The organism is Phenylobacterium terrae (assembly GCF_042681205.1).
In the GTDB taxonomy this organism is placed as follows: Bacteria; Pseudomonadota; Alphaproteobacteria; order Caulobacterales; family Caulobacteraceae; genus Phenylobacterium; species Phenylobacterium terrae.
Map to the genome: position 1 here is coordinate 1 of NZ_JBHUEY010000006.1, position 17,794 is coordinate 17,794.

Below are 17,794 nucleotides of genomic sequence, written 5' to 3' on the forward strand. Positions count from 1 at the left end.
GCACGGTCGGCGCGGGCGTCGTCTCGAAGATCATCGAATAGCCCACAGCGTCAGCTGAGAGCTGGAAGGGCCGCCGGAGCGATCCGGCGGCCTTTTTCTTCGTCCCGGCCTCCCGCCGCTTCGCAGGGGGAGTGGGGGCGAGCCGGCGCGGGATTTTCCTCGCCGCGATCCCGGGCGCCGTGCTTCCATGCGGGCGGAGGGGGCGCCGGTGTACGACGAGAGAGCAGGGACGGGGACCGCCCCGCAGCAGGTCGCGTACGGCCCTGCGCCGGATTGGATCGACGCCCCGGCCTTCGTTCCGCGGGGCCGGCCCGCCGAGCACGACGCCCACGAGGGCCGCTGGCATCTGTTCGCCGACGCCCAGTTCCGCCTAGATCCGGAGCTCTGCCAGTACTTCCGCCGCGTCTCGCAGGTGGTGAGCCCCGACGGGCTGCACGAGGCGGCGCAGCTCGACGTCAGTTTCGATCCGGGGTTCGAACGGCTCCGGATCCACCATGTGCGGGTGATCCGCGACGGCGTCGTCCGCGAGGTGGACCCGACGGCGGGGCTGGAGGTCTTCCGGCGCGAGCCGAACCTGGAGCGGGCGGTCTACGACGGCCGGCTGACCGCCCATTACGTCGTGCCCGACGTGCGGGTCGGCGACATCGTGGACACCGCCTACAGCATCGAGGGCGGCCATCCCACGCTGCGCGGCCGGTTCGGCGCCGAGTTCAGCTTCAACTGGTCCTGCTGGGTCGGCGAGACGCGCGTGCGCCTGCTCGCCTCGCCGGCGCGGCCGATCACCTGGAAGACGTTCAACGCCCCGCCCCCGGTCGAGGAGCGGCGGCTCGAAGACGGCCTCGTGGAACGGGTCTGGCGCAGCCGCGACACCGGGCCCGCGCCCTGGGAGCCGGACGTCCCGCCCTGGATCCGCCGTTTCGACACCGTGCTGCTGTCGGACGTACAGAGCTGGTCCGAGGCGGCCGACCTGTTCCGCGGCGCCTACGGGACCGACGAGCCGCCGCCCGAGGACCTGGCCGCCGAAATCGACAGGTTGGCGGCCGAGCATCCGGACCCAGCCGACCAGGCGGTCGCCGCGCTGCGGCTCGTGCAGTCGGGCCTGCGCTACCAGTCCGTCTCCATCGGCGAGGGGGGCTATGCGCCGCGTCCCGTCAGCCAGATCTGGGCGCGCCGGACCGGCGACTGCAAGGACGCCTCCCGGCTGCTCGTGGCGATGCTGCGCCGCCTGGGCCTGGAGGCCGACCCGGCTCTGGTGAACACCTGGCGCGGCCAGGCCCTCGCCGACGAGCCGCCCTCGGCGACCGCCTTCGACCACTGCCTCGTGCGGCTGAAGCTGGGCGGGCGCGTCTACTGGCTCGACCCGACCCGGTTCCCGCAGGGCGGCCGGCTGGAGGTGCTGCACCAGCCGCGCTTCGGCTGGGCGCTGCCCCTCGTCCCCGCCGCCGAGCTCGAGGCCATGGGCGAGGAGCCCGTGCGGAAGGTCGTCGAGATGCAGGAGGTCTTCACCATCGGCGCCGGTCCGGGCGACCCGGCGGACCTGAGAATCGAGACCACCTACCGGAGCTGGCGCGCCGACGAGATGCGCCGGCGGGTGAGCGGCGGCCGCGCGGCCCTGAGCCGCGACTTCCTCGGCTATTACCGGAGGATGTTCGGCGAGGCCCAGGAGGCGGCGCCGCTGGAGGCCGAGGACGACCTGGCCAACAACGAGCTGCGCACCCGTGAACGCTACCGGCTCGACCGGCCGTTCGAGGTGCGGGACGGCGGGGAGACGCTGCGATTCCTGACGCCGGACGACCTGTTCGCCACCGTGCTGGCGCCCGCCCGCACGGCCGCCCGGCGCTGGCCGGTGCATCTGGGCCCTCCGCGCAAGCACTCGTGCATCACCGACATCGTCCTGCCGCGCGAGATGCCGTTCGAGACCTGGGACCGCGTCTTCGAGATGGAGGGCCTCGTCGCGCGCTCGCGCCTGGAGGTGCTCGACGGGCCAGCGATGGCCGCGCGGCTGACCCGCAGCGTCGAGATCACCCGCCCGGTGATCCCCGCGGAGGAGGCCGAGCGCTATTTCGCCCTGAGAGAGGCGGCCATCGAGTACGCCGGAGTGATGGTCCCACTGACGACCAAGGGCGGCCGGTTCGTCCGTGCAGACGGCTCCGACGACAGCGGCTCGAACATCGCACGCTGGATCTTCATCGCATTGGTCATGGCCTTCATCGGGGCGATGTTCCGGCTCGCCGGGGCGGTGGCCCCATAGATGACCCCGGCGTCATGACCTCGAATTAAGCTGTGGCGGGGCAGGGGGTCGGATAGCTTCAGCTGGACATCCAGGTCGGAGACACAGCCCATGCGCCGCCTCATCGTCAGCTTCGCCGCCTTGGCGGCCACGGCCGCCGCGACGGGCGCCCAGGCCGCTTCGGTGGAGATCCGGGACGCGGTCGCGCGGGTGGTGGTCTCGCCGGAGTCGCGGGCCGACGTGGTCGTCGAGGTGCTGACCCGCAACGGCCGGCTGCCCCTGGAGGTGCGCCAGGCCGGCGACCGGGTGGTGGTCGACGGCGGCCTGTCGCGCCGCATCATGAACTGCTCCAGCCGGGGCGGACGCACCCGCGTGCACGTGCGCGGGGTCGGCGAGGTCGCCTACGCCGACATGCCGCAGATCCTGATCCGCACGCCGCGCCAAGTTGAGGTCGCCGCCGACGGGGCGGTGTTCGGCGAGGTCGGGCGGGCGGCCAGCGTGGACCTCTCCAACGCCGGTTGCGGCGACTGGCTGCTGGCCAACGTCGCGGGCCGGATGTCGATCCGCCAGGTGGGCTCGGGCGACACCCGGGCCGGGGCGGCGGGGGAGGCGGACCTGCAGGTCGCCGGCTCCGGGGACATCGTCACCCGGGCGATCGACGGGCGGCTGGCGATCAAGGTCGCCGGCAGCGGCGATGTGCTGGTCGAGCGGGTCACCGGCCCGATGACCGTGCAGGTGGCCGGCTCGGGCGACGTGAAGGTGCTGAGCGGCCAGGCGAGCGCCATGGACGTGACCATCGCCGGCTCCGGCGACGTGGACTTCGGCGGCGATGCGGCGAGCCTCTCGGCCAAGGTGATGGGCTCGGGCGACGTCCGGGCCCGGGCGGTGCGCGGCCAGGTGACCAAGACGGTGATGGGCTCCGGCGACGTGATCGTCGGGCGGTGACTTCCTCTCCCCCGAGGCGAAGCCCGAGGGGAGAGGATTAAGGAGAGGGGTGGAGCGGCCTCGCCGCGAGCTCCGCGGAAGGCCAATGGCCCGGCGCGGCTGGGCGCGCGAATGGCGCGACCATCCGGTGGAGCGGAGACATCGGCGTCGCCCCTCTCCTCAATCCTCCTTCCTCGCCCTTCGGGTCGGGGGGAGGAGGTTGAGCCCCGCTTGACGGCGGCCGAGTCAGAGGGTAATGACGCGCCTCCTGTTGGACCGGCTGTGCGCCCGACGGCGCAGACGCGGTTCGCGGAACGACCTGAGACTAGAGTATAAAAGCTAGCGTTTCGGGGTGGGCCCTCGCACATCGCGCGGGCTCAAGTCGTTTGTGCGGACTTCGCGTATCGGGCGCTCACAAGGCGTTCGGGCCGGTCTTTGAAATGGTCAAGATCACGCGGGCGGACCGCCGTCTGTAGGGAAACGAAAGAGCGATATGGATCGTCAGAACATCCGCATCAGGCTCAAGGCCTTCGATCACCGCGTGCTGGACCATTCCACCCGCGAGATCGTGAACACGGCCAAGCGCACTGGCGCGACCGTCCGGGGGCCGATCCCCCTGCCGACGCGGATCGAAAAATTCACCGTCAACCGTTCGCCGCACATCGACAAGAAGTCGCGCGAGCAGTTCGAAATCCGCACGCACAAGCGCGTGCTCGACATCGTCGATCCCACCCCGCAGACCGTCGACGCTCTGATGAAGCTCGACCTGTCCGCCGGCGTGGACGTCGAGATCAAGCTCTAAGGGGACCCGTCGATGCGTACCGGCGTGATCGCCAAGAAACTGGGCATGGCGCGCTTCTTCGACGAAGCCGGCGTCCACGTGCCCGTGACCGTGCTGTCGCTCGACGGCTGCCAGGTCGTCGGCCAGCGCACCGCTGACAAGGACGGCTATGTGGCCCTCCAGCTCGGCGCGGGCGCCAAGAAGGCCAAGAACACCTCCAAGGCCATGCGCGGCCACTTCGCCAAGGCGGAAGTGGAGCCCAAGCGGACCCTGGCCGAGTTCCGGGTGTCCGAGGACAACCTCATCGACGTGGGCGCGGAGCTTACCGCCGACCACTTCGTGCCGGGTCAGAAGATCGACGTCACCGGCACCACGGTGGGTAAGGGCTTCGCCGGCGCCATCAAGCGCTGGAACTTCGGCGGCCTTCGCGCCACCCACGGCGTCTCGGTCTCTCACCGTTCCCACGGCTCCACCGGCCAGCGGCAGGACCCTGGCAAGGTGTTCAAGAACAAGAAGATGGCCGGCCACCTCGGCCAGGAAACCGTCACCACCCTCAACCTCACCGTCTGGCGCGTCGATCCCGAGCGCAACCTCATCCTGGTGAAGGGCGCCGTCCCCGGCTCCGAGGGCTCCTACGTCAAGATCCGCGACGCCGTGAAGGCCGCCCTGCCGGCCGACGCTCCCAAGCCGGGCGCGTTCCGCAAGGCCGGCGGCGCTGCGCAACAACAAGCCGCTGCTGAAGAGCCGGCGGTGACCGAAGCCGCCCCCGAGGCGCCCGCGGCCGGAGGCGAAGAGCAGCAATGAAACTCGACGTCATCAAACTCGACGGCGGCAAGGGCGGCTCGATCGACCTGCCCGACGACATCTTCGGCATCGAAGAGATCCGCGGCGACATCCTGCAGCGCTGCGTCACCTGGCAGCTGGCCAAGCGCCGCGCCGGCACGCACAAGATCCAGGTCCGCAACGAGGTCTCTCGTACGGGCAAGAAGATGTACCGCCAGAAGGGCACCGGCGGCGCCCGCCACGGCTCGCGCCGGGCGGCCCAGTTCGTCGGCGGCGCCAAGGCCCACGGCCCGGTCGTGCGCAGCCATGCGTTCGACCTGCCCAAGAAGGTCCGCGCCCTGGCCCTGAAGCACGCGCTGTCCTCGAAGGCCAAGGCCGGTTCGCTGGTCGTGCTGGACCAGGCCGTGCTGCCGGAAGCCAAGACCGCCGCGCTGCGCGAAAGCTTCGGCAAGCTGGGGCTGACCAACGCCCTGGTGATCGGCGGCGCCCAACTGGACACCAACTTCCAGCTGGCGGCCCGCAACATCCCCAACGTGGACGTCCTGCCGAGCGCCGGCCTGAACGTCTATGACGTCCTGCGCCGGCAGACGCTGGTCCTGACCAAGGACGCGGTGGAAGCCATCCAGGCGCGGTTCGCTTCGAAGGAGGCCGCGTGATGGCCGAGCCCACCGCCCGCCACTACGACACCATCCTCTCGCCGGTGATCACCGAAAAGGCGACCCTGCTCTCGGAGCAGAACAAGGTCGTCTTCCGGGTCGCCGAGGATGCGTCCAAGGACGAGATCGCCGCCGCGGTCGAAGCGCTGTTCAAGGTCAATGTGACCAAGGTCAACACCCTCAACGTGAAGGGCAAGACCAAGCGCTTCCGCGGCCGTATCGGGCGTCGTTCGGACGTCAAGAAAGCCATCGTGACGCTGGCCGAAGGCCAGTCGATCGACATCACCACGGGGCTCTAGTTCGATGGCCTTGAAGACCTTCAATCCGACCTCGCCCGGCCGTCGTCAGCTGGTCCTGGTCGACAAGCGCGAGCTCCACAAGGGCAAGCCGGAAAAGTCCCTCGTCGAGGGCCTGACCAAGTCGGGCGGGCGGGGCGGCAACGGCCGCGTGGCCGTCCGCTTCCGCGGCGGCGGCGCCAAGCGCCTCTACCGCGTCATCGACTTCAAGCGCCGCAAGTTCGACGTCCCCGCGACGGTCGAGCGCCTGGAGTACGACCCCAACCGTTCGGCCTTCATCGCCCTGGTGAAGTACCAGGACGGCGAGCTGGCCTACATCTTGGCCCCGCAGCGCCTGCGGGCCGGCGACCAGATCCTGGCCGCCGAGAAGACCGACGTGAAGCCCGGCAACGCCATGCCGCTGCGCTCCATGCCGATCGGCACCATCATCCACAACGTGGAGATGAAGCCGATGAAGGGCGGCCAGATCGCCCGCGCCGCCGGCGGCTACGCCCAGCTGGTCGGCCGCGACGCCGGCTACGCCCAGATCCGCCTGAACTCGGGCGAGCTGCGCATGGTGCCGGACGGCTGCATGGCCACGGTCGGCGCGGTGTCGAACCCGGACCACATGAACGAGGTCCTGGGCAAGGCCGGCCGCTCGCGCCACAAGGGCCGCCGCCCGCACGTCCGCGGCGTGGCCATGAACCCGATCGACCACCCGCATGGCGGCGGTGAAGGCCGCACCTCGGGCGGCCGTCACCCGGTCACCCCCTGGGGCAAGCCCACCAAGGGCCGCAAGACCCGCACCAACAAGGCGACGCAGAAGTTCATCCTGCGTTCGCGCCACGCCAGGAAGTCCCGCTAATGACGCGCTCTGTCTGGAAAGGTCCGTTCGTCGACGGCTACCTGCTCAAGAAGGCCGAAACCGCTCAGGCTTCGGGCCGCAAGGACGTGATCAAGACCTGGTCGCGCCGCTCGACCATCATGCCCCAGTTCGTGGGCCTGACCTTCGGCGTCCACAACGGCCACAAGCATGTGCCCGTGCTGATCAGCGAAGACATGGTCGGCATGAAGCTCGGCGAGTTCGCCCCGACCCGGTACTTCCCCGGCCACGCGGCCGACAAGAAGGCCAAGAGGAAGTAGCCCGATGTCGAAGCCCAAGACCCAACGCCGGATCGGTCAGGCCGAAGCGATGGCCAAGGTGCGCACCCTGCGCACCAGCCCGCGCAAGCTCAACCTGGTGGCCGCCTCGATCCGCGGCCTGAAGGTGCAGCGCGCCCTCAACGAGCTGGAGTTCAGCCACAAGCGCATCGCCCGCGATGTGCGCAAGGCGCTCTACTCGGCGATCTCCAACGCCGAGAACAACCACAACCTCGACATCGACTCCCTGGTCGTGGCCGAGGCTTTCGTGGGCAAGAACCTGGTGATGAAGCGTTTCGCGGCGAGAGCCCGCGGCCGCGCGTCCCGCATCGAGAAGCCGTTCAGCGAGATCACGATCGTGGTCCGCGAGCTGGGTGAGGCCGCCTGATGGGTCAGAAAGTCAATCCGATCGGTCTGCGCCTCGGCGTCAACCGCACCTGGGACAGCCGCTGGTTCGCCGACGGCCAGGACTACGGGCGGCTGCTGCACGAGGACATCAAGGTCCGCCGCGAGCTGAAGAAGCGCCTCTACCAGGCCGGCGTGTCGCGGATCATCATCGAGCGTCCGCACAAGAAGTGCCGCATCACCATCTATGCCGCGCGCCCTGGCGTGATCATCGGCAAGAAGGGTGCGGACATCGACAAGCTGCGCCGCGACCTGTCGGTCCTGACCGACGGCGAAGTGCACCTGAACATCGTCGAGATCCGCAAGCCGGAGACCGACGCCCAGCTGGTGGCCGAGAACATCGCCCAGCAGCTCGAGCGCCGGGTCGCCTTCCGCCGGGCCATGAAGCGCGCCATGCAGAGCGCCATGCGCCTGGGCGCCAAGGGCGTGCGGATCAACGTTTCCGGCCGTCTGGGCGGCGCCGAGATCGCGCGGATGGAGTGGTATCGCGAAGGCCGCGTGCCGCTGCACACCCTGCGCGCCGACGTCGACTACGGCTTCACCGAGGCCAAGACGACCTACGGCGTCATCGGCGTGAAGGTGTGGGTCTTCAAGGGCGAAGTGCTCGAGCACGACCCGATGGCCCAGGACAAGCGGCTGGCCGGCGAGTCCGGTCCGGCAGGTGAGGGCGGCGGCCGCGAGCGCGGCGACCGTCCCGATCGCGGCCCGCGCCGCGACCGGCGTCAGAACGCCGAGGCGTAAGGTAACGAGCCATGCTTCAGCCGAAGAAGACCAAGTACCGCAAGCAGTTCAAGGGCCGCATCCACGGGATGACGAAGGGCGGCGCGACGCTGAACTTCGGCTCCTACGGGCTGAAGTCCGTCGAGCCTGAGCGGATCACCGCCCGCCAGATCGAGGCCGCCCGCCGGGCCATCACCCGCCAGATGAAGCGTCAGGGCCGGGTGTGGATCCGGATCTTCCCGGACGTGCCGGTGACCGACAAGCCGGCGGAAGTGCGGATGGGCAAGGGCAAGGGCTCGGTCGAGTACTGGGCCGCCCGCGTCGCCCCGGGCCGCATCATGTTCGAAATCGACGGCGTGTCCGACGAGGTCGCCCGCGAGGCGCTGCGCCTGGGCGCGGCCAAGCTGCCGGTGAAGACCCGCATCGTGACCCGCATCGACGCTGCGGCGACGGAGCACGCGTGATGAAGATCGACGAAGTCCGGGGCATGACGCCCGACCAGCTGACCGAGGCCCTCGTGAACCTGAAGAAGGAGCAGTTCAACCTGCGCTTCCAACAGGCGACGGGCCAGGTCGAGAAGACCCACCGGTTCGACGAGGTCCGCAAGGACATCGCCCGGATCAAGACCGTCCTGCGCACCAAGCAGGCGACGGCCTAAGGAGACCTGACGGATGCCCAAGCGAATTCTCGAAGGCGTTGTCGTCTCCGACAAGGGCGACAAGACCGTGGTTGTGAAGGTCGAGCGGACCTTCCTGCACCCGCTGCTGAAGAAGACCGTGCGCCGGTCCAAGAAGTACCACGCGCACGACGAGGCCAACGCCTACAAGACCGGCGAGCTGGCCCGCATCGTTGAGTGCGCGCCGCGCTCGAAGCTCAAGACCTGGGAAGTGCTGCCTAAGGGCGGCGCCCAGGAAGCCTAAGGAGGGGACGTCTCATGATCCAGATGCAGACCAACCTCGATGTGGCTGACAACTCCGGCGCGCGCCGGGTGATGTGCATCAAGGTGCTGGGCGGGGCCAAGCGGCGCTACGCCGGCGTCGGCGACAAGATCGTCGTGTCGGTGAAGGAAGCCATCCCGCGCGGCCGCGTGAAGAAGGGTGACGTGCTGCAGGCGATCGTCGTGCGCACCTCCTCGCCCATCAAGCGCAAGGACGGCTCGCTGATCCGCTTCGATAAGAACGCGGCCGTCATCGTCAACAAGCAGAGCGAGCCGATCGGCACGCGGATCTTCGGCCCGGTTCCCCGCGAACTGCGCGCCAAGAACCACATGAAGATCATCTCTCTGGCGCCTGAGGTTCTGTAGAGATGGCCGCGAAGATCAAGAAGGGCGACCGGGTGGTCGTCCTCACCGGCAAGGACAAGGGCAAGACCGGCTCTGTCCTGAAGGTGTTCCCGAAAGAGCAGCGCGTGCTGGTCGAGGGCCTCAACATGGTCCAGCGCCACACGCGTCCGTCGCAAGGCGATCCCCAGGGCGGGATCAAGAACAAGGAAGCGCCGCTGCACGTCTCGAACGTCGCCGTCGCCGATTCCAAGGGCAAGCCGACCCGCGTCGGCTTCCGCGAGGAGGGCGGCAAGAAGGTGCGTTTCGCCAAGACGACCGGCGAGGTGATCAATGGCTGAGCAAGCTTACGAGCCCCGGCTGAAGTCCGAATACCGCGAGCGGATCCGCGCGCGGATGAAGGAGCAGTTCGGCTACACCAACGAGATGCAGATCCCCAAGTTGGACAAGATCGTCATCAACATGGGGGTGGGCGAGGCCGTCGCGGACTCCAAGAAGATCCAGTCGGCGCTGGCTGACCTGGCGCGCATCGCCGGCCAGAAGCCGGTGGCGACCAAGGCCCGCAAGTCGGTCGCCAACTTCAAGCTGCGCGAGGGCATGGCCATCGGCGCGAAGGTCACGCTTCGCAAAGACCGCATGTACGAGTTCCTCGACCGGCTGATCACCATCGCCCTGCCGCGGGTGAAGGACTTCCGGGGCCTGAAGCCGACCTCGTTCGACGGCCGCGGCAACTACGCCATGGGTCTGAAGGAGCACATCGTGTTCCCGGAGATCAACTACGACCAGATCGACCAGATCTGGGGCATGGACATCGTCGTCACCACCACCGCGAAGACCGACGAGGAAGCGCGCGCGCTCCTCAAGGAATTCCAGTTCCCGTTCAACGCGTAAGGGCGGGAGAGGACAAGCAATGGCCAAGAAGAGCGCCGTCAACCGCAACGAGATGGTCAAGAAGCTCGCCAAGCAGTACGCCGCCAAGCGCGCGTCGCTGAAGGCGATCGCCAACGACGAGAGCCTGCCGCTCGAGGACCGTTTCGAAGCCCGCCTGAAGCTGGCCGAGCTGCCCCGCAACTCGGCTCCGAACCGCATCCGCAACCGGTGTGAAGTCACCGGCCGGCCGCGCGCCTATTACCGCAAGCTCAAGATGAGCCGGATCACGCTGCGGGACCTCGGGTCCCACGGCCAGATCCCCGGCCTCGTCAAGTCGAGCTGGTAGGGAGGGTCTCATGGTCAACGACCCCATCGGCGACATGATCGCCCGCATCAAGAACGCCGCCACCCGTGGCCGCGCCAAGGTCTCCACCCCCGCTTCGAAGATGCGGGCCCGGGTCCTCGACGTGCTGCTGGAGGAGGGCTACATCCGCGGCTACCACCTCGTCGAGAAGCCGGGCGCGTTCCCGGAATTCGAGATCGAGCTGAAGTACTTCGACAACCAGCCGGTGATCGTCGAGATCAGCCGCGTGTCGAAGCCGGGCCGCCGGGTCTATTCGTCGATCAGCGACCTGAAGCCGGTGAAGAACGGCCTCGGGATCTCGATCCTGTCGACGCCCAAGGGCGTCATGTCCGACACCGCCGCCCGCGAAGCCAACGTCGGCGGCGAAGTTCTCTGCCGGGTCTACTAAGATGTCGCGGATCGGAAAGAAGCCGGTGGCCATCCCCTCTGGGGTGACGGTCACCATCGACGGCCAGACCGTCACGGTGAAGGGGCCCAAGGGCCAGCTCGCCTGGACGCTCGCCGAAGAGATCGAGCCGCGCCTGGAAGGCTCGGAGCTCACCCTGGCCAAGCGCAACGAGACCACCCGGGCGCAAGCCATGTGGGGCCTCTCGCGCACCCTGGTGAACAACATGGTCGTGGGCGTCACCACCGGCTACGAGCGTTCGCTCGAGCTGGTCGGCGTCGGCTACCGGGCCGCGATGAAGGGCAACGCGCTCTCCATGCAGCTCGGTTTCTCGCACGAGGTAGACATCAAGCCGCCGGCGGGGATCACCTTCGCCACGCCCAAGCAGACCGAGATCAAGATCAGCGGGATCGACAAGCAGGCGGTCGGCGAGATCGCCGCCCAGATCCGCCGTATCCGTCCGCCGGAGCCCTACAAGGGCAAGGGCGTGCGCTACGCCGGCGAGAAGGTCCGCCGCAAGGAAGGCAAGAAGAAGTAGGCCATGTCGCTCTCTGCTCGTGATTCCACCCAGCGGCGCGCTCAGCGCAACCGGACCCGCCTGCGCAAGCTGGCGAACGGCCGTCTGCGCCTGTCGGTGTTCCGCTCGTCCAAGAACATCTACGCCCAGATCATCGACGATGAGCGCGGCGTGACCGTCGCGGCCGCTTCCTCGCTCGAAGGCGAGCAGAAGAAGGGTTCGGACAAGGACGCCGCCGCCAAGGTCGGCGCCCTGGTCGCCCAGCGCGCCATCGAGAAGGGCGTCAAGGACGTCGTCTTCGACCGTGGCGGCTATCTCTATCACGGCCGGGTCAAGGCCCTGGCCGACGCCGCGCGCGAAGCCGGCCTGAATTTCTGAGGAACCCAAGATGGCTCGTGGAAGCGAACAAGGCGGCGGCCGCGATCGTCGCGATCGGCGGGGCGGTCCCCAGCAGGACGACCGCGCCGATTCCGACATCGTCGAGAAGCTGGTTCACATCAACCGCGTCGCGGCGACCGTGAAGGGCGGCCGGCGCTTCTCGTTCGCCGCCCTGATGGTGGTGGGCGACCAGAAGGGCCGCGTCGGCTTCGGCCATGGCAAGGCGCGTGAAGTGCCGGAAGCCATCCGCAAGGCGACCGAGGAAGCCAAGAAGTCGATGATCCGCGTGCCGCTGCGCGAGAGCCGCACCCTGCACCACGACGGCGCCGGCCGTTGGGGCGCGGGCAAGGTGATGGTCCGCGCCGCCGCCCCCGGCACCGGCGTGATCGCCGGCGGCCCGATGCGCGCCGTGCTCGAAACGCTGGGCGTGCAGGACGTCGTGGGCAAGTCGATCGGCTCGTCCAACCCCTACAACATGGTGCGCGCGACCTTCGAGGCGCTGAAGGCCCAGTCTTCGCCCCGCCAGGTCGCCGCCAAGCGCGGCAAGAAGGTGGCTGACGTGGTCGGCCGCCGGTCCGACGCGGCCTCCGGGACCGCGGCCGCCGCCGACGCCGAAGGATAAGCTTCGATGGCTCAGATCAAAGTCCGTCAGACCGGCAGCCCGATCCGCCGCAAGAGTGACCAGCGCGCCACCCTGGTCGGCCTGGGCCTGAACCGCGTCGGCCGTGTCTCGACCCTGGAAGACACTCCCGCGGTGCGCGGGATGATCGCCAAGGTCCGGCACATGGTCGAAGTGATCGACTAGGCCTGATGCTCCCCCCCTAGGGGGAGCTCCCGGCGAAGCCGGGTGAGGGGGGCTTCATCCACCGACCCGGTGGGCCCGAACCCCCTCCACCGCTTCGCGGTCCCCCTCCCCCTGTGGGGGAGGATCCTTTCAAAGCCGAGTCGGGGCCGTCGGTCCCGGCGACAGATCTCCAAGGAGAGGCGAGATGACCAAGCTGAACGAACTGGCCCCGCGTGAGGGCTCCACCAAGGGCCGCATGCGCGTCGGCCGCGGCCCGGGCTCGGGCAAGGGCAAGACCTCCGGCCGCGGCGTGAAGGGCCAGAAGTCCCGGACCGGCGTCGCCATCGCCGGGTTCGAGGGCGGCCAGATGCCGCTGCACATGCGCATGCCCAAGCGCGGCTTCAACAACCCGTTCGCCAAGGACTTCGCCGAGGTGAACCTGTGGCGCATCGAGCAGGCGATCGCCGCCGGCAAGCTCGACGCCAAGGCGCCGATCGACGCCGAGGCCCTGGTCAAGGCCGGCGTGCTGCGCCGGGCCAAGGACGGCGTGAAGCTGCTCGGCAAGGGCGAGCTGAAGTCCAAGCTGAACCTGACCGTCTATTCCGCCTCCGCCTCGGCCCGCCGGGCCGTGGAGGCCGCCGGCGGCCAGCTGACCGTGACCCGTCCGGAGCCGGCCGCTCAGGAAGGCTGATCGCTCTGCGCCATCCCGCTCGCCGGGACCCCGTGTCGCGCACAAGACCCTGGGTCCCGGCGACGGCCGATGCTACGGCCGGGGTGACGAACGCCAGAGCGGCGCCTATGTGTGAGCACGCACCAGTCGTGGGGATCTAAATGGCTTCGGCCGCCGAACAGCTCGCAGCCAACATGAACATCGGCGCCTTCGCCAAGGCGACCGAGCTTCACAAGCGCATCTGGTTCACCCTGGGGGCGCTGATCGTCTATCGGATCGGCACCTTCATCCCGATCCCGGGCATCGACCCGGCCGCCTTCGCCCAGGCCTTCGAAGGCCAGAGCCAGGGCATCCTGGGCATGTTCAACATGTTCTCGGGCGGCGCCGTCGAGCGGATGGCCATCTTCGCCCTGAACGTGATGCCCTACATCTCGGCGTCGATCATCGTCCAGCTGCTGGGCACCATCTATCCGCCCTGGGAGAAGCTCAGGAAGGAAGGCGGCGAGGCGGGGCGCAAGACGCTCAACCAGTACACCCGCTACCTGACGGTCATCCTGGCCATTTTCCAGTCGTTCGGGATCGCCACGGCGCTGGCCTCGCAACCGGGCCTGGTCACCAGCTCGGGGCCTTTCTTCATCATCTCGACGGTCGTCACCCTGACCGGCGGGACCATGTTCCTGATGTGGCTGGGCGAGCAGGTGACGAGCCGCGGCGTCGGCAACGGCGTCAGCCTGATCATCTTCGCCGGCATCGTCGCCGGCCTGCCCGGCGGCATCCTGCGGCTGTTCAACCTGGGCGCCACCGGCGGCATCCCGACGATTGCGGTGCTGCTGATCGCCGCCATCGCGGTGGGCGTCGTCGTGGCCATCGTGTTCATGGAACGCTCGCAGCGCCGGCTGCTGGTCCAGTACCCCAAGCGCCAGCAGGGGAACCGGATGTTCGGCGGCGAGACCTCGTTCCTGCCGCTGAAGATCAACACCGCGGGCGTCATCCCGCCGATCTTCGCCTCCAGCCTGCTGCTGCTGCCGACGACGGTGATGGGCTTCCTGGCCACCGCCGACCTGCCGAGCTGGGCCCAGTGGCTGCCCACCGTGGTGGCCCAGCTGTCCCACGGCCAGCCGCTGTTCATGGTCTTCTACGGCGCCCTGATCGTCTTCTTCTGCTTCTTCTACACCTCGGTCGTGTTCAATCCGGAGGACACGGCGGAGAACCTTCGCAAGTACGGCGGCTTCCTGCCGGGCATCCGCCCCGGCAAGCGGACGGCCGAGTACCTGGACTTCGTGCTCACCCGCCTGACGGTGATCGGCGCGGCCTACATCACGGCCGTCTGCCTGCTGCCCGAGGCGCTGATCAGCTTCTACAACGTGCCCTTCTACCTGGGCGGGACGTCGATCCTGATCGTGGTCAGCGTGACGATGGACACCGTCACCCAGATCCAGTCGCACCTTTTGGCGCACCAGTACGAGGGCCTCATCAAACGGTCCAAGCTGCGCGGCTCGCGCCGAACCTAAGAAGCGTAAGCGCCGGGCCGAGGAGGGTCCGGCCGGGGGAGGGGTCCTTCAGATGAACTTGATCCTCTTTGGCCCGCCGGCGGCGGGCAAGGGAACGCAGGCCAAGCGGCTGGTCGACGGCCGCGGCATGGTCCAGCTCTCCACCGGCGACATGCTGCGCGCGGCGATCGCCTCGAAGTCCGAGCTCGGCCAGAAGGTGGAGGGCATCCTCCAGCGCGGCGAGCTGGTCAGCGACGAAATCGTCGTCGCCCTGATCGAGGAGCGGCTGCCGGAGACGGAAGCCGCCGCCGGGGCCATCTTCGACGGCTTTCCCCGCACCGTGGCCCAGGCCCAGGCGCTGGACGCCATGCTGGCCGGCCGCGGCAAGCAGATCGACCTGGTCATCCGGCTGAAGGTGGACGATGCGGAGCTGATGAAGCGCATCGCAGGCCGGTTCGCCGAGAGCGGCCGCCCGGACGACAACCCCGAGAGCTTCAAGGTCCGCCTCGACGCCTACAACTCCCAGACCGCGCCGCTGCTGCCCTACTACCGGGACCAGGGCAAGCTGGTGGAGGTCGACGGCATGGCGTCCGTCGAGGAGGTCGCGGCCCAGATCGACAAGGCGCTGGGCGCCGCGGTCAGCTGAGCCGAAGGCGGGGCAGGGTGACAGGTAGGGCTTTGCCCAACCCGTCACCGATGTGCGCCGGCGACTGGTTGCGTCGGCCAGGCGCTACCTGTCACCCACCGCTTCCGAATGGTGGCCGGCTTGAAGCCGGCCATGACGAACGCGGTTGGGCGAGGGCAGCGCCTGGGTCCCGGATCGGCAGTGCGCGCCGTCCGGGATGACGGCGAAGGTCACGAGATCACGAAGTCGCCCGCGCTGAGCTGCCCGGGCGCGATGCCCACGAAGGTGATGGTCGCCCCCTGGAAGTAGGTGAGGGTGGTGTTCCCGCCGGCGTAGACCGCGGTGGCCATCAGGCTCTGGAAGTCCAGCGGATCCGAGACCGTGATGTAGACCTGGTCCTGGCCGCGCTGGAAATTCAGGATCCGGTCGTTCCCGTCGAAGTCCTGCAGGTGGAAATCGTCGGCCCCGCCGCCGCCGCGCAGGGTGTCGTCGCCGCGGCCGCCGAAGATGACGTCGTCGCCGCCGCCGCCCTCGATGCTGTCGTTCCCGTCGCCGCCGGCGATGAAGTCCTCTCCGATCCCGCCGTTCAGGGTGTCGCGTCCGCCGTTGCCTTCCAGCAGGTCGCCGCCGTCGCCCCCGGTGACGATGTCGTCGCCGGCCCCGGCGATGACGATATCGTCGTCACGGCCGGCGTTGATGGTGTCGTTGCCGAGGCCGCCCTTGATCAGGTCCTGGCCTTCTCCGCCGTCGATCTTGTCGTTCCCCCATCCGCCGAACAGGTGGTCGGCGTCGTCGGCCCCCTTGATGGTGTCGTTGCCGGTCCCGCCCCAGGCCCAGCCGTCCTCGCCGTTGCGGACGGTCAGCTTGTCGTCGCCGCCGAGGCCGTAGAGGAAGTTCCAGTCCTCGCCGCCCTTGAGGTTGTCGGCGCCGGCTCCGCCGACCTGGACGTCGACCTTCACGTTCTCGGGCATCCAGACGCCGTAGGCCTCGGCCATGGCGTTGTCGTCGTCATCGAAGCGGATGTAGCGGTCGCCGACAGTGATGCCGGCGCCGTCCTCGTTCTGGTAAAGCCAGAAGTGGAGCTGCGCCAACGGGTCGCGCAGGTTGTTCGGCAGCGCGATCAGGAACGACGTGTTCTCCGGATCGGTATGGACGAACAGATTGTCTTCGGTCAGCCCGAACAGGGGCGGGCCCATCCGCGGCATCTGCAGGAAAAGCGAGAGCCCGCCTTCTTCGAGGGGAATCTCCGTCGCGGTCAGCGGCGGTTGGGGATAGCTGTTGCTCAGCGTCTCGTAGGCCGCGCCTGAGAAGACGAGCTCGCCGGTGATCGGGGCGCCCTCGGTAAATCCGAACGCCGCCGCTCCGTACTCAGCGCCGCTGAGATCGCCGCCGCTGAGTTGGTGGACGCCTTCGACGCCGCCGTAGAAGACGTAACGTGTGGGAACTGACGCCATGCCGACACTCCTTCTGAGCTCGAGGTTGGGTACAGACCGGGGCGTCAAACCTCAAAATGGGCCGAAAGTTGCCCCATTGAGGCGAAAGTTTGTCGGCTCGTTCGCCCGGGACTTGCGAAGCGGCCGGGCCGTCACGATTTGGGGCATTCCGCATTGACTGAGGCGCTTCGATCCCTATAAGGGAGCGCTTCCGCGAAAGGGCGCGAAGGACGTGCCGGCCCGGTTTGCAAGGGCCGGGGCGCCGTTCGCGCTTTTGGCGTGACCAGGAGATTACCCGCGTGGCCCGCATCGCAGGCGTCAACATTCCCACGAACAAGCGCGTCATCATCGCGCTTCAGTACATCCATGGCATCGGCGCGGCGAAGGCCCGCGAGATCGTCAGCAAGGTCGGCATCGAAGATGCCCGGCGCGTCAATCAGCTGACGGATCAGGAGGTGCTCCAGATCCGTGAGGCTATCGACCGTGACTACACGGTCGAAGGCGACCTGCGTCGCGAGACGGCGGTCAACATCAAGCGGCTGATGGACCTGGCCTGCTACCGCGGCCTGCGCCACCGGAAAGGCCTGCCGGTCCGCGGCCAGCGCACGCATACGAACGCCCGCACCCGCAAGGGTCCGGCCAAGCCGATCGCCGGCAAGAAGAAGTAAGCAAAGAGAGCCCTAGCCGATGGCCAAGGAACCGGCGCGCGTCAAACGTCGCGAGCGCAAGAACATCACCTCGGGCGTGGCGCATGTGAACGCCTCGTTCAACAACACGATGATCACCATCACCGACGCCCAGGGGAACACCATCTCCTGGTCCAGCGCCGGCATGATGGGCTTCAAGGGTTCGCGCAAATCGACGCCCTACGCCGCCCAGATGGCCGCCGAGGACGCGGGCCGCAAGGCCGCCGAGCACGGCGTGCGGACGCTGGAAGTGAACGTCTCCGGTCCCGGTTCGGGCCGTGAAAGCGCGCTTCGGGCCCTGCAGGCGGTCGGGATGACCATCACCACCATTCGTGACGTGACCCCGATTCCGCATAACGGCTGCCGGCCGCCCAAGCGCCGGCGCGTCTGAGTACGAAC

28 protein-coding genes are annotated in these 17,794 nt (G+C 68.4%); 27 read left to right on the forward strand and 1 reads right to left on the reverse strand.

Annotated elements, in window-relative coordinates; all coding sequences use genetic code 11:
• Positions 1–208: 208 nt before the first annotated feature.
• The 25 genes from ACFSC0_RS14250 (at position 209) to ACFSC0_RS14370 (ending at position 15,297) form a co-directional block, all read left to right on the forward strand.
• Complete coding sequence (locus tag ACFSC0_RS14250; RefSeq protein ID WP_377280709.1) at positions 209–2,251, forward strand: DUF3857 domain-containing transglutaminase family protein; 2,043 nt, start codon at positions 209–211, stop codon at positions 2,249–2,251.
• A 90-nt stretch (positions 2,252–2,341) separates the two neighbouring features.
• Complete coding sequence (locus ACFSC0_RS14255) at positions 2,342–3,175, forward strand: GIN domain-containing protein (protein WP_377280710.1); 834 nt, start codon at positions 2,342–2,344, stop codon at positions 3,173–3,175.
• A gap of 472 nt (positions 3,176–3,647) precedes the next feature.
• A complete protein-coding gene (gene rpsJ / locus ACFSC0_RS14260) occupies positions 3,648–3,956 on the forward strand; it encodes a 30S ribosomal protein S10 (protein WP_012521787.1) in 309 nt (102 codons plus the stop codon).
• A gap of 12 nt (positions 3,957–3,968) precedes the next feature.
• The gene (gene rplC, locus ACFSC0_RS14265; RefSeq protein ID WP_377280711.1) at positions 3,969–4,739 is read left to right on the forward strand and encodes a 50S ribosomal protein L3; all 771 of its coding nucleotides are present in this window, start codon (positions 3,969–3,971) and stop codon (positions 4,737–4,739) included.
• Positions 4,736–5,374 (forward strand): 50S ribosomal protein L4, encoded by a 639-nt coding sequence (gene rplD / locus ACFSC0_RS14270; RefSeq protein ID WP_377280712.1) that lies wholly within the window; start codon positions 4,736–4,738, stop codon positions 5,372–5,374. Before rplC ends, rplD begins: the two co-directional genes overlap by 4 nt.
• The gene (locus tag ACFSC0_RS14275; protein ID WP_329634367.1) at positions 5,374–5,673 is read left to right on the forward strand and encodes a 50S ribosomal protein L23; all 300 of its coding nucleotides are present in this window, start codon (positions 5,374–5,376) and stop codon (positions 5,671–5,673) included. Before rplD ends, ACFSC0_RS14275 begins: the two co-directional genes overlap by 1 nt.
• Positions 5,674–5,677: 4 nt before the next feature.
• Positions 5,678–6,514, forward strand: a complete 837-nt coding sequence (rplB, locus tag ACFSC0_RS14280) for a 50S ribosomal protein L2 (RefSeq protein WP_377280713.1) — start codon at positions 5,678–5,680, stop codon at positions 6,512–6,514.
• On the forward strand, positions 6,514–6,792 hold the full coding sequence (rpsS, locus tag ACFSC0_RS14285; protein ID WP_377280714.1) for a 30S ribosomal protein S19: 279 nt from the start codon (positions 6,514–6,516) through the stop codon (positions 6,790–6,792). The genes rplB and rpsS overlap by 1 nt, the downstream gene beginning before the upstream one ends.
• A 4-nt stretch (positions 6,793–6,796) precedes the next feature.
• Positions 6,797–7,177 (forward strand): 50S ribosomal protein L22, encoded by a 381-nt coding sequence (rplV, locus tag ACFSC0_RS14290; RefSeq protein WP_377280715.1) that lies wholly within the window; start codon positions 6,797–6,799, stop codon positions 7,175–7,177.
• Complete coding sequence (gene rpsC, locus ACFSC0_RS14295; protein WP_377280716.1) at positions 7,177–7,935, forward strand: 30S ribosomal protein S3; 759 nt, start codon at positions 7,177–7,179, stop codon at positions 7,933–7,935. Before rplV ends, rpsC begins: the two co-directional genes overlap by 1 nt.
• An 11-nt stretch (positions 7,936–7,946) precedes the next feature.
• Complete coding sequence (gene rplP, locus ACFSC0_RS14300; protein WP_377280717.1) at positions 7,947–8,378, forward strand: 50S ribosomal protein L16; 432 nt, start codon at positions 7,947–7,949, stop codon at positions 8,376–8,378.
• Positions 8,378–8,572: a 50S ribosomal protein L29 gene (gene rpmC, locus ACFSC0_RS14305; protein WP_377280718.1), complete on the forward strand. Its 195-nt coding sequence runs from the start codon at positions 8,378–8,380 to the stop codon at positions 8,570–8,572. Before rplP ends, rpmC begins: the two co-directional genes overlap by 1 nt.
• Positions 8,573–8,585: 13 nt before the next feature.
• The gene (rpsQ, locus tag ACFSC0_RS14310) at positions 8,586–8,834 is read left to right on the forward strand and encodes a 30S ribosomal protein S17 (protein WP_377280719.1); all 249 of its coding nucleotides are present in this window, start codon (positions 8,586–8,588) and stop codon (positions 8,832–8,834) included.
• Positions 8,835–8,848: 14 nt separating this feature from the next.
• Positions 8,849–9,217: a 50S ribosomal protein L14 gene (gene rplN, locus ACFSC0_RS14315; RefSeq protein WP_320356027.1), complete on the forward strand. Its 369-nt coding sequence runs from the start codon at positions 8,849–8,851 to the stop codon at positions 9,215–9,217.
• 2 nt (positions 9,218–9,219) lie between these two features.
• Positions 9,220–9,534: a 50S ribosomal protein L24 gene (gene rplX / locus ACFSC0_RS14320; protein ID WP_377280720.1), complete on the forward strand. Its 315-nt coding sequence runs from the start codon at positions 9,220–9,222 to the stop codon at positions 9,532–9,534.
• Positions 9,527–10,084, forward strand: coding sequence for a 50S ribosomal protein L5 (rplE, locus tag ACFSC0_RS14325; protein ID WP_377280721.1), 558 nt, complete (start codon positions 9,527–9,529; stop codon positions 10,082–10,084). The genes rplX and rplE overlap by 8 nt, the downstream gene beginning before the upstream one ends.
• A gap of 19 nt (positions 10,085–10,103) precedes the next feature.
• Positions 10,104–10,409: a 30S ribosomal protein S14 gene (gene rpsN / locus ACFSC0_RS14330; protein WP_377280722.1), complete on the forward strand. Its 306-nt coding sequence runs from the start codon at positions 10,104–10,106 to the stop codon at positions 10,407–10,409.
• A gap of 10 nt (positions 10,410–10,419) precedes the next feature.
• Positions 10,420–10,815 (forward strand): 30S ribosomal protein S8, encoded by a 396-nt coding sequence (gene rpsH, locus ACFSC0_RS14335; RefSeq protein WP_377280723.1) that lies wholly within the window; start codon positions 10,420–10,422, stop codon positions 10,813–10,815.
• 1 nt (position 10,816) lies between these two features.
• Complete coding sequence (gene rplF, locus ACFSC0_RS14340; protein ID WP_377280724.1) at positions 10,817–11,350, forward strand: 50S ribosomal protein L6; 534 nt, start codon at positions 10,817–10,819, stop codon at positions 11,348–11,350.
• 3 nt (positions 11,351–11,353) lie between these two features.
• Entirely contained in the window at positions 11,354–11,707 is a 354-nt protein-coding gene (gene rplR, locus ACFSC0_RS14345) for a 50S ribosomal protein L18 (RefSeq protein ID WP_377280725.1), read from the forward strand.
• 10 nt (positions 11,708–11,717) lie between these two features.
• Positions 11,718–12,329 carry a 30S ribosomal protein S5 gene (gene rpsE, locus ACFSC0_RS14350; RefSeq protein ID WP_377280726.1) on the forward strand — a complete coding sequence of 204 codons (612 nt, stop codon included), beginning with the start codon at positions 11,718–11,720 and terminating at the stop codon, positions 12,327–12,329.
• A gap of 6 nt (positions 12,330–12,335) precedes the next feature.
• On the forward strand, positions 12,336–12,512 hold the full coding sequence (rpmD, locus tag ACFSC0_RS14355) for a 50S ribosomal protein L30 (RefSeq protein ID WP_377280727.1): 177 nt from the start codon (positions 12,336–12,338) through the stop codon (positions 12,510–12,512).
• A 184-nt stretch (positions 12,513–12,696) separates the two neighbouring features.
• A complete protein-coding gene (gene rplO, locus ACFSC0_RS14360; RefSeq protein ID WP_377280728.1) occupies positions 12,697–13,182 on the forward strand; it encodes a 50S ribosomal protein L15 in 486 nt (161 codons plus the stop codon).
• Between the two features lie 140 nt (positions 13,183–13,322).
• Entirely contained in the window at positions 13,323–14,672 is a 1,350-nt protein-coding gene (gene secY / locus ACFSC0_RS14365; RefSeq protein ID WP_377280729.1) for a preprotein translocase subunit SecY, read from the forward strand.
• Positions 14,673–14,724: 52 nt separating this feature from the next.
• Positions 14,725–15,297, forward strand: coding sequence for an adenylate kinase (locus tag ACFSC0_RS14370; RefSeq protein ID WP_377280730.1), 573 nt, complete (start codon positions 14,725–14,727; stop codon positions 15,295–15,297).
• 209 nt (positions 15,298–15,506) lie between these two features.
• Here the strand turns inward: ACFSC0_RS14370 and ACFSC0_RS14375 are convergent, their stop codons facing one another.
• Positions 15,507–16,730: a calcium-binding protein gene (locus tag ACFSC0_RS14375; protein WP_377280731.1), complete on the reverse strand. Its 1,224-nt coding sequence runs from the start codon at positions 16,728–16,730 to the stop codon at positions 15,507–15,509.
• 278 nt (positions 16,731–17,008) lie between these two features.
• Between ACFSC0_RS14375 and rpsM the strand changes: the two genes are divergently transcribed.
• Both rpsM and rpsK read left to right on the forward strand, forming a co-directional pair.
• Positions 17,009–17,377 carry a 30S ribosomal protein S13 gene (rpsM, locus tag ACFSC0_RS14380; RefSeq protein ID WP_377280732.1) on the forward strand — a complete coding sequence of 123 codons (369 nt, stop codon included), beginning with the start codon at positions 17,009–17,011 and terminating at the stop codon, positions 17,375–17,377.
• A gap of 19 nt (positions 17,378–17,396) precedes the next feature.
• A complete protein-coding gene (gene rpsK, locus ACFSC0_RS14385) occupies positions 17,397–17,786 on the forward strand; it encodes a 30S ribosomal protein S11 (RefSeq protein WP_332043479.1) in 390 nt (129 codons plus the stop codon).
• Positions 17,787–17,794: the final 8 nt, after the last annotated feature.

Excerpts from the sequence above, each read along its gene's own strand:
- ACFSC0_RS14255 (WP_377280710.1), top strand. The coding sequence starts at position 2,342 with ATGCGCCGCCTCATCGTCAGCTTCGCCGCCTTGGCGGCCACGGCCGCC.
- rpsJ (WP_012521787.1), top strand. The coding sequence starts at position 3,648 with ATGGATCGTCAGAACATCCGCATCAGGCTCAAGGCCTTCGATCACCGC.
- rplC (WP_377280711.1), top strand. The coding sequence starts at position 3,969 with ATGCGTACCGGCGTGATCGCCAAGAAACTGGGCATGGCGCGCTTCTTC.
- rplD (WP_377280712.1), top strand. The coding sequence starts at position 4,736 with ATGAAACTCGACGTCATCAAACTCGACGGCGGCAAGGGCGGCTCGATC.
- ACFSC0_RS14275 (WP_329634367.1), top strand. The coding sequence starts at position 5,374 with ATGGCCGAGCCCACCGCCCGCCACTACGACACCATCCTCTCGCCGGTG.
- rplB (WP_377280713.1), top strand. The coding sequence starts at position 5,678 with ATGGCCTTGAAGACCTTCAATCCGACCTCGCCCGGCCGTCGTCAGCTG.
- rpsS (WP_377280714.1), top strand. The coding sequence starts at position 6,514 with ATGACGCGCTCTGTCTGGAAAGGTCCGTTCGTCGACGGCTACCTGCTC.
- rplV (WP_377280715.1), top strand. The coding sequence starts at position 6,797 with ATGTCGAAGCCCAAGACCCAACGCCGGATCGGTCAGGCCGAAGCGATG.
- rpsC (WP_377280716.1), top strand. The coding sequence starts at position 7,177 with ATGGGTCAGAAAGTCAATCCGATCGGTCTGCGCCTCGGCGTCAACCGC.
- rplP (WP_377280717.1), top strand. The coding sequence starts at position 7,947 with ATGCTTCAGCCGAAGAAGACCAAGTACCGCAAGCAGTTCAAGGGCCGC.
- rpmC (WP_377280718.1), top strand. The coding sequence starts at position 8,378 with ATGAAGATCGACGAAGTCCGGGGCATGACGCCCGACCAGCTGACCGAG.
- rpsQ (WP_377280719.1), top strand. The coding sequence starts at position 8,586 with ATGCCCAAGCGAATTCTCGAAGGCGTTGTCGTCTCCGACAAGGGCGAC.
- rplN (WP_320356027.1), top strand. The coding sequence starts at position 8,849 with ATGATCCAGATGCAGACCAACCTCGATGTGGCTGACAACTCCGGCGCG.
- rplX (WP_377280720.1), top strand. The coding sequence starts at position 9,220 with ATGGCCGCGAAGATCAAGAAGGGCGACCGGGTGGTCGTCCTCACCGGC.
- rplE (WP_377280721.1), top strand. The coding sequence starts at position 9,527 with ATGGCTGAGCAAGCTTACGAGCCCCGGCTGAAGTCCGAATACCGCGAG.
- rpsN (WP_377280722.1), top strand. The coding sequence starts at position 10,104 with ATGGCCAAGAAGAGCGCCGTCAACCGCAACGAGATGGTCAAGAAGCTC.
- rpsH (WP_377280723.1), top strand. The coding sequence starts at position 10,420 with ATGGTCAACGACCCCATCGGCGACATGATCGCCCGCATCAAGAACGCC.
- rplF (WP_377280724.1), top strand. The coding sequence starts at position 10,817 with ATGTCGCGGATCGGAAAGAAGCCGGTGGCCATCCCCTCTGGGGTGACG.
- rplR (WP_377280725.1), top strand. The coding sequence starts at position 11,354 with ATGTCGCTCTCTGCTCGTGATTCCACCCAGCGGCGCGCTCAGCGCAAC.
- rpsE (WP_377280726.1), top strand. The coding sequence starts at position 11,718 with ATGGCTCGTGGAAGCGAACAAGGCGGCGGCCGCGATCGTCGCGATCGG.
- rpmD (WP_377280727.1), top strand. The coding sequence starts at position 12,336 with ATGGCTCAGATCAAAGTCCGTCAGACCGGCAGCCCGATCCGCCGCAAG.
- rplO (WP_377280728.1), top strand. The coding sequence starts at position 12,697 with ATGACCAAGCTGAACGAACTGGCCCCGCGTGAGGGCTCCACCAAGGGC.
- secY (WP_377280729.1), top strand. The coding sequence starts at position 13,323 with ATGGCTTCGGCCGCCGAACAGCTCGCAGCCAACATGAACATCGGCGCC.
- ACFSC0_RS14370 (WP_377280730.1), top strand. The coding sequence starts at position 14,725 with ATGAACTTGATCCTCTTTGGCCCGCCGGCGGCGGGCAAGGGAACGCAG.
- ACFSC0_RS14375 (WP_377280731.1), bottom strand. The coding sequence starts at position 16,730 with ATGGCGTCAGTTCCCACACGTTACGTCTTCTACGGCGGCGTCGAAGGC.
- rpsK (WP_332043479.1), top strand. The coding sequence starts at position 17,397 with ATGGCCAAGGAACCGGCGCGCGTCAAACGTCGCGAGCGCAAGAACATC.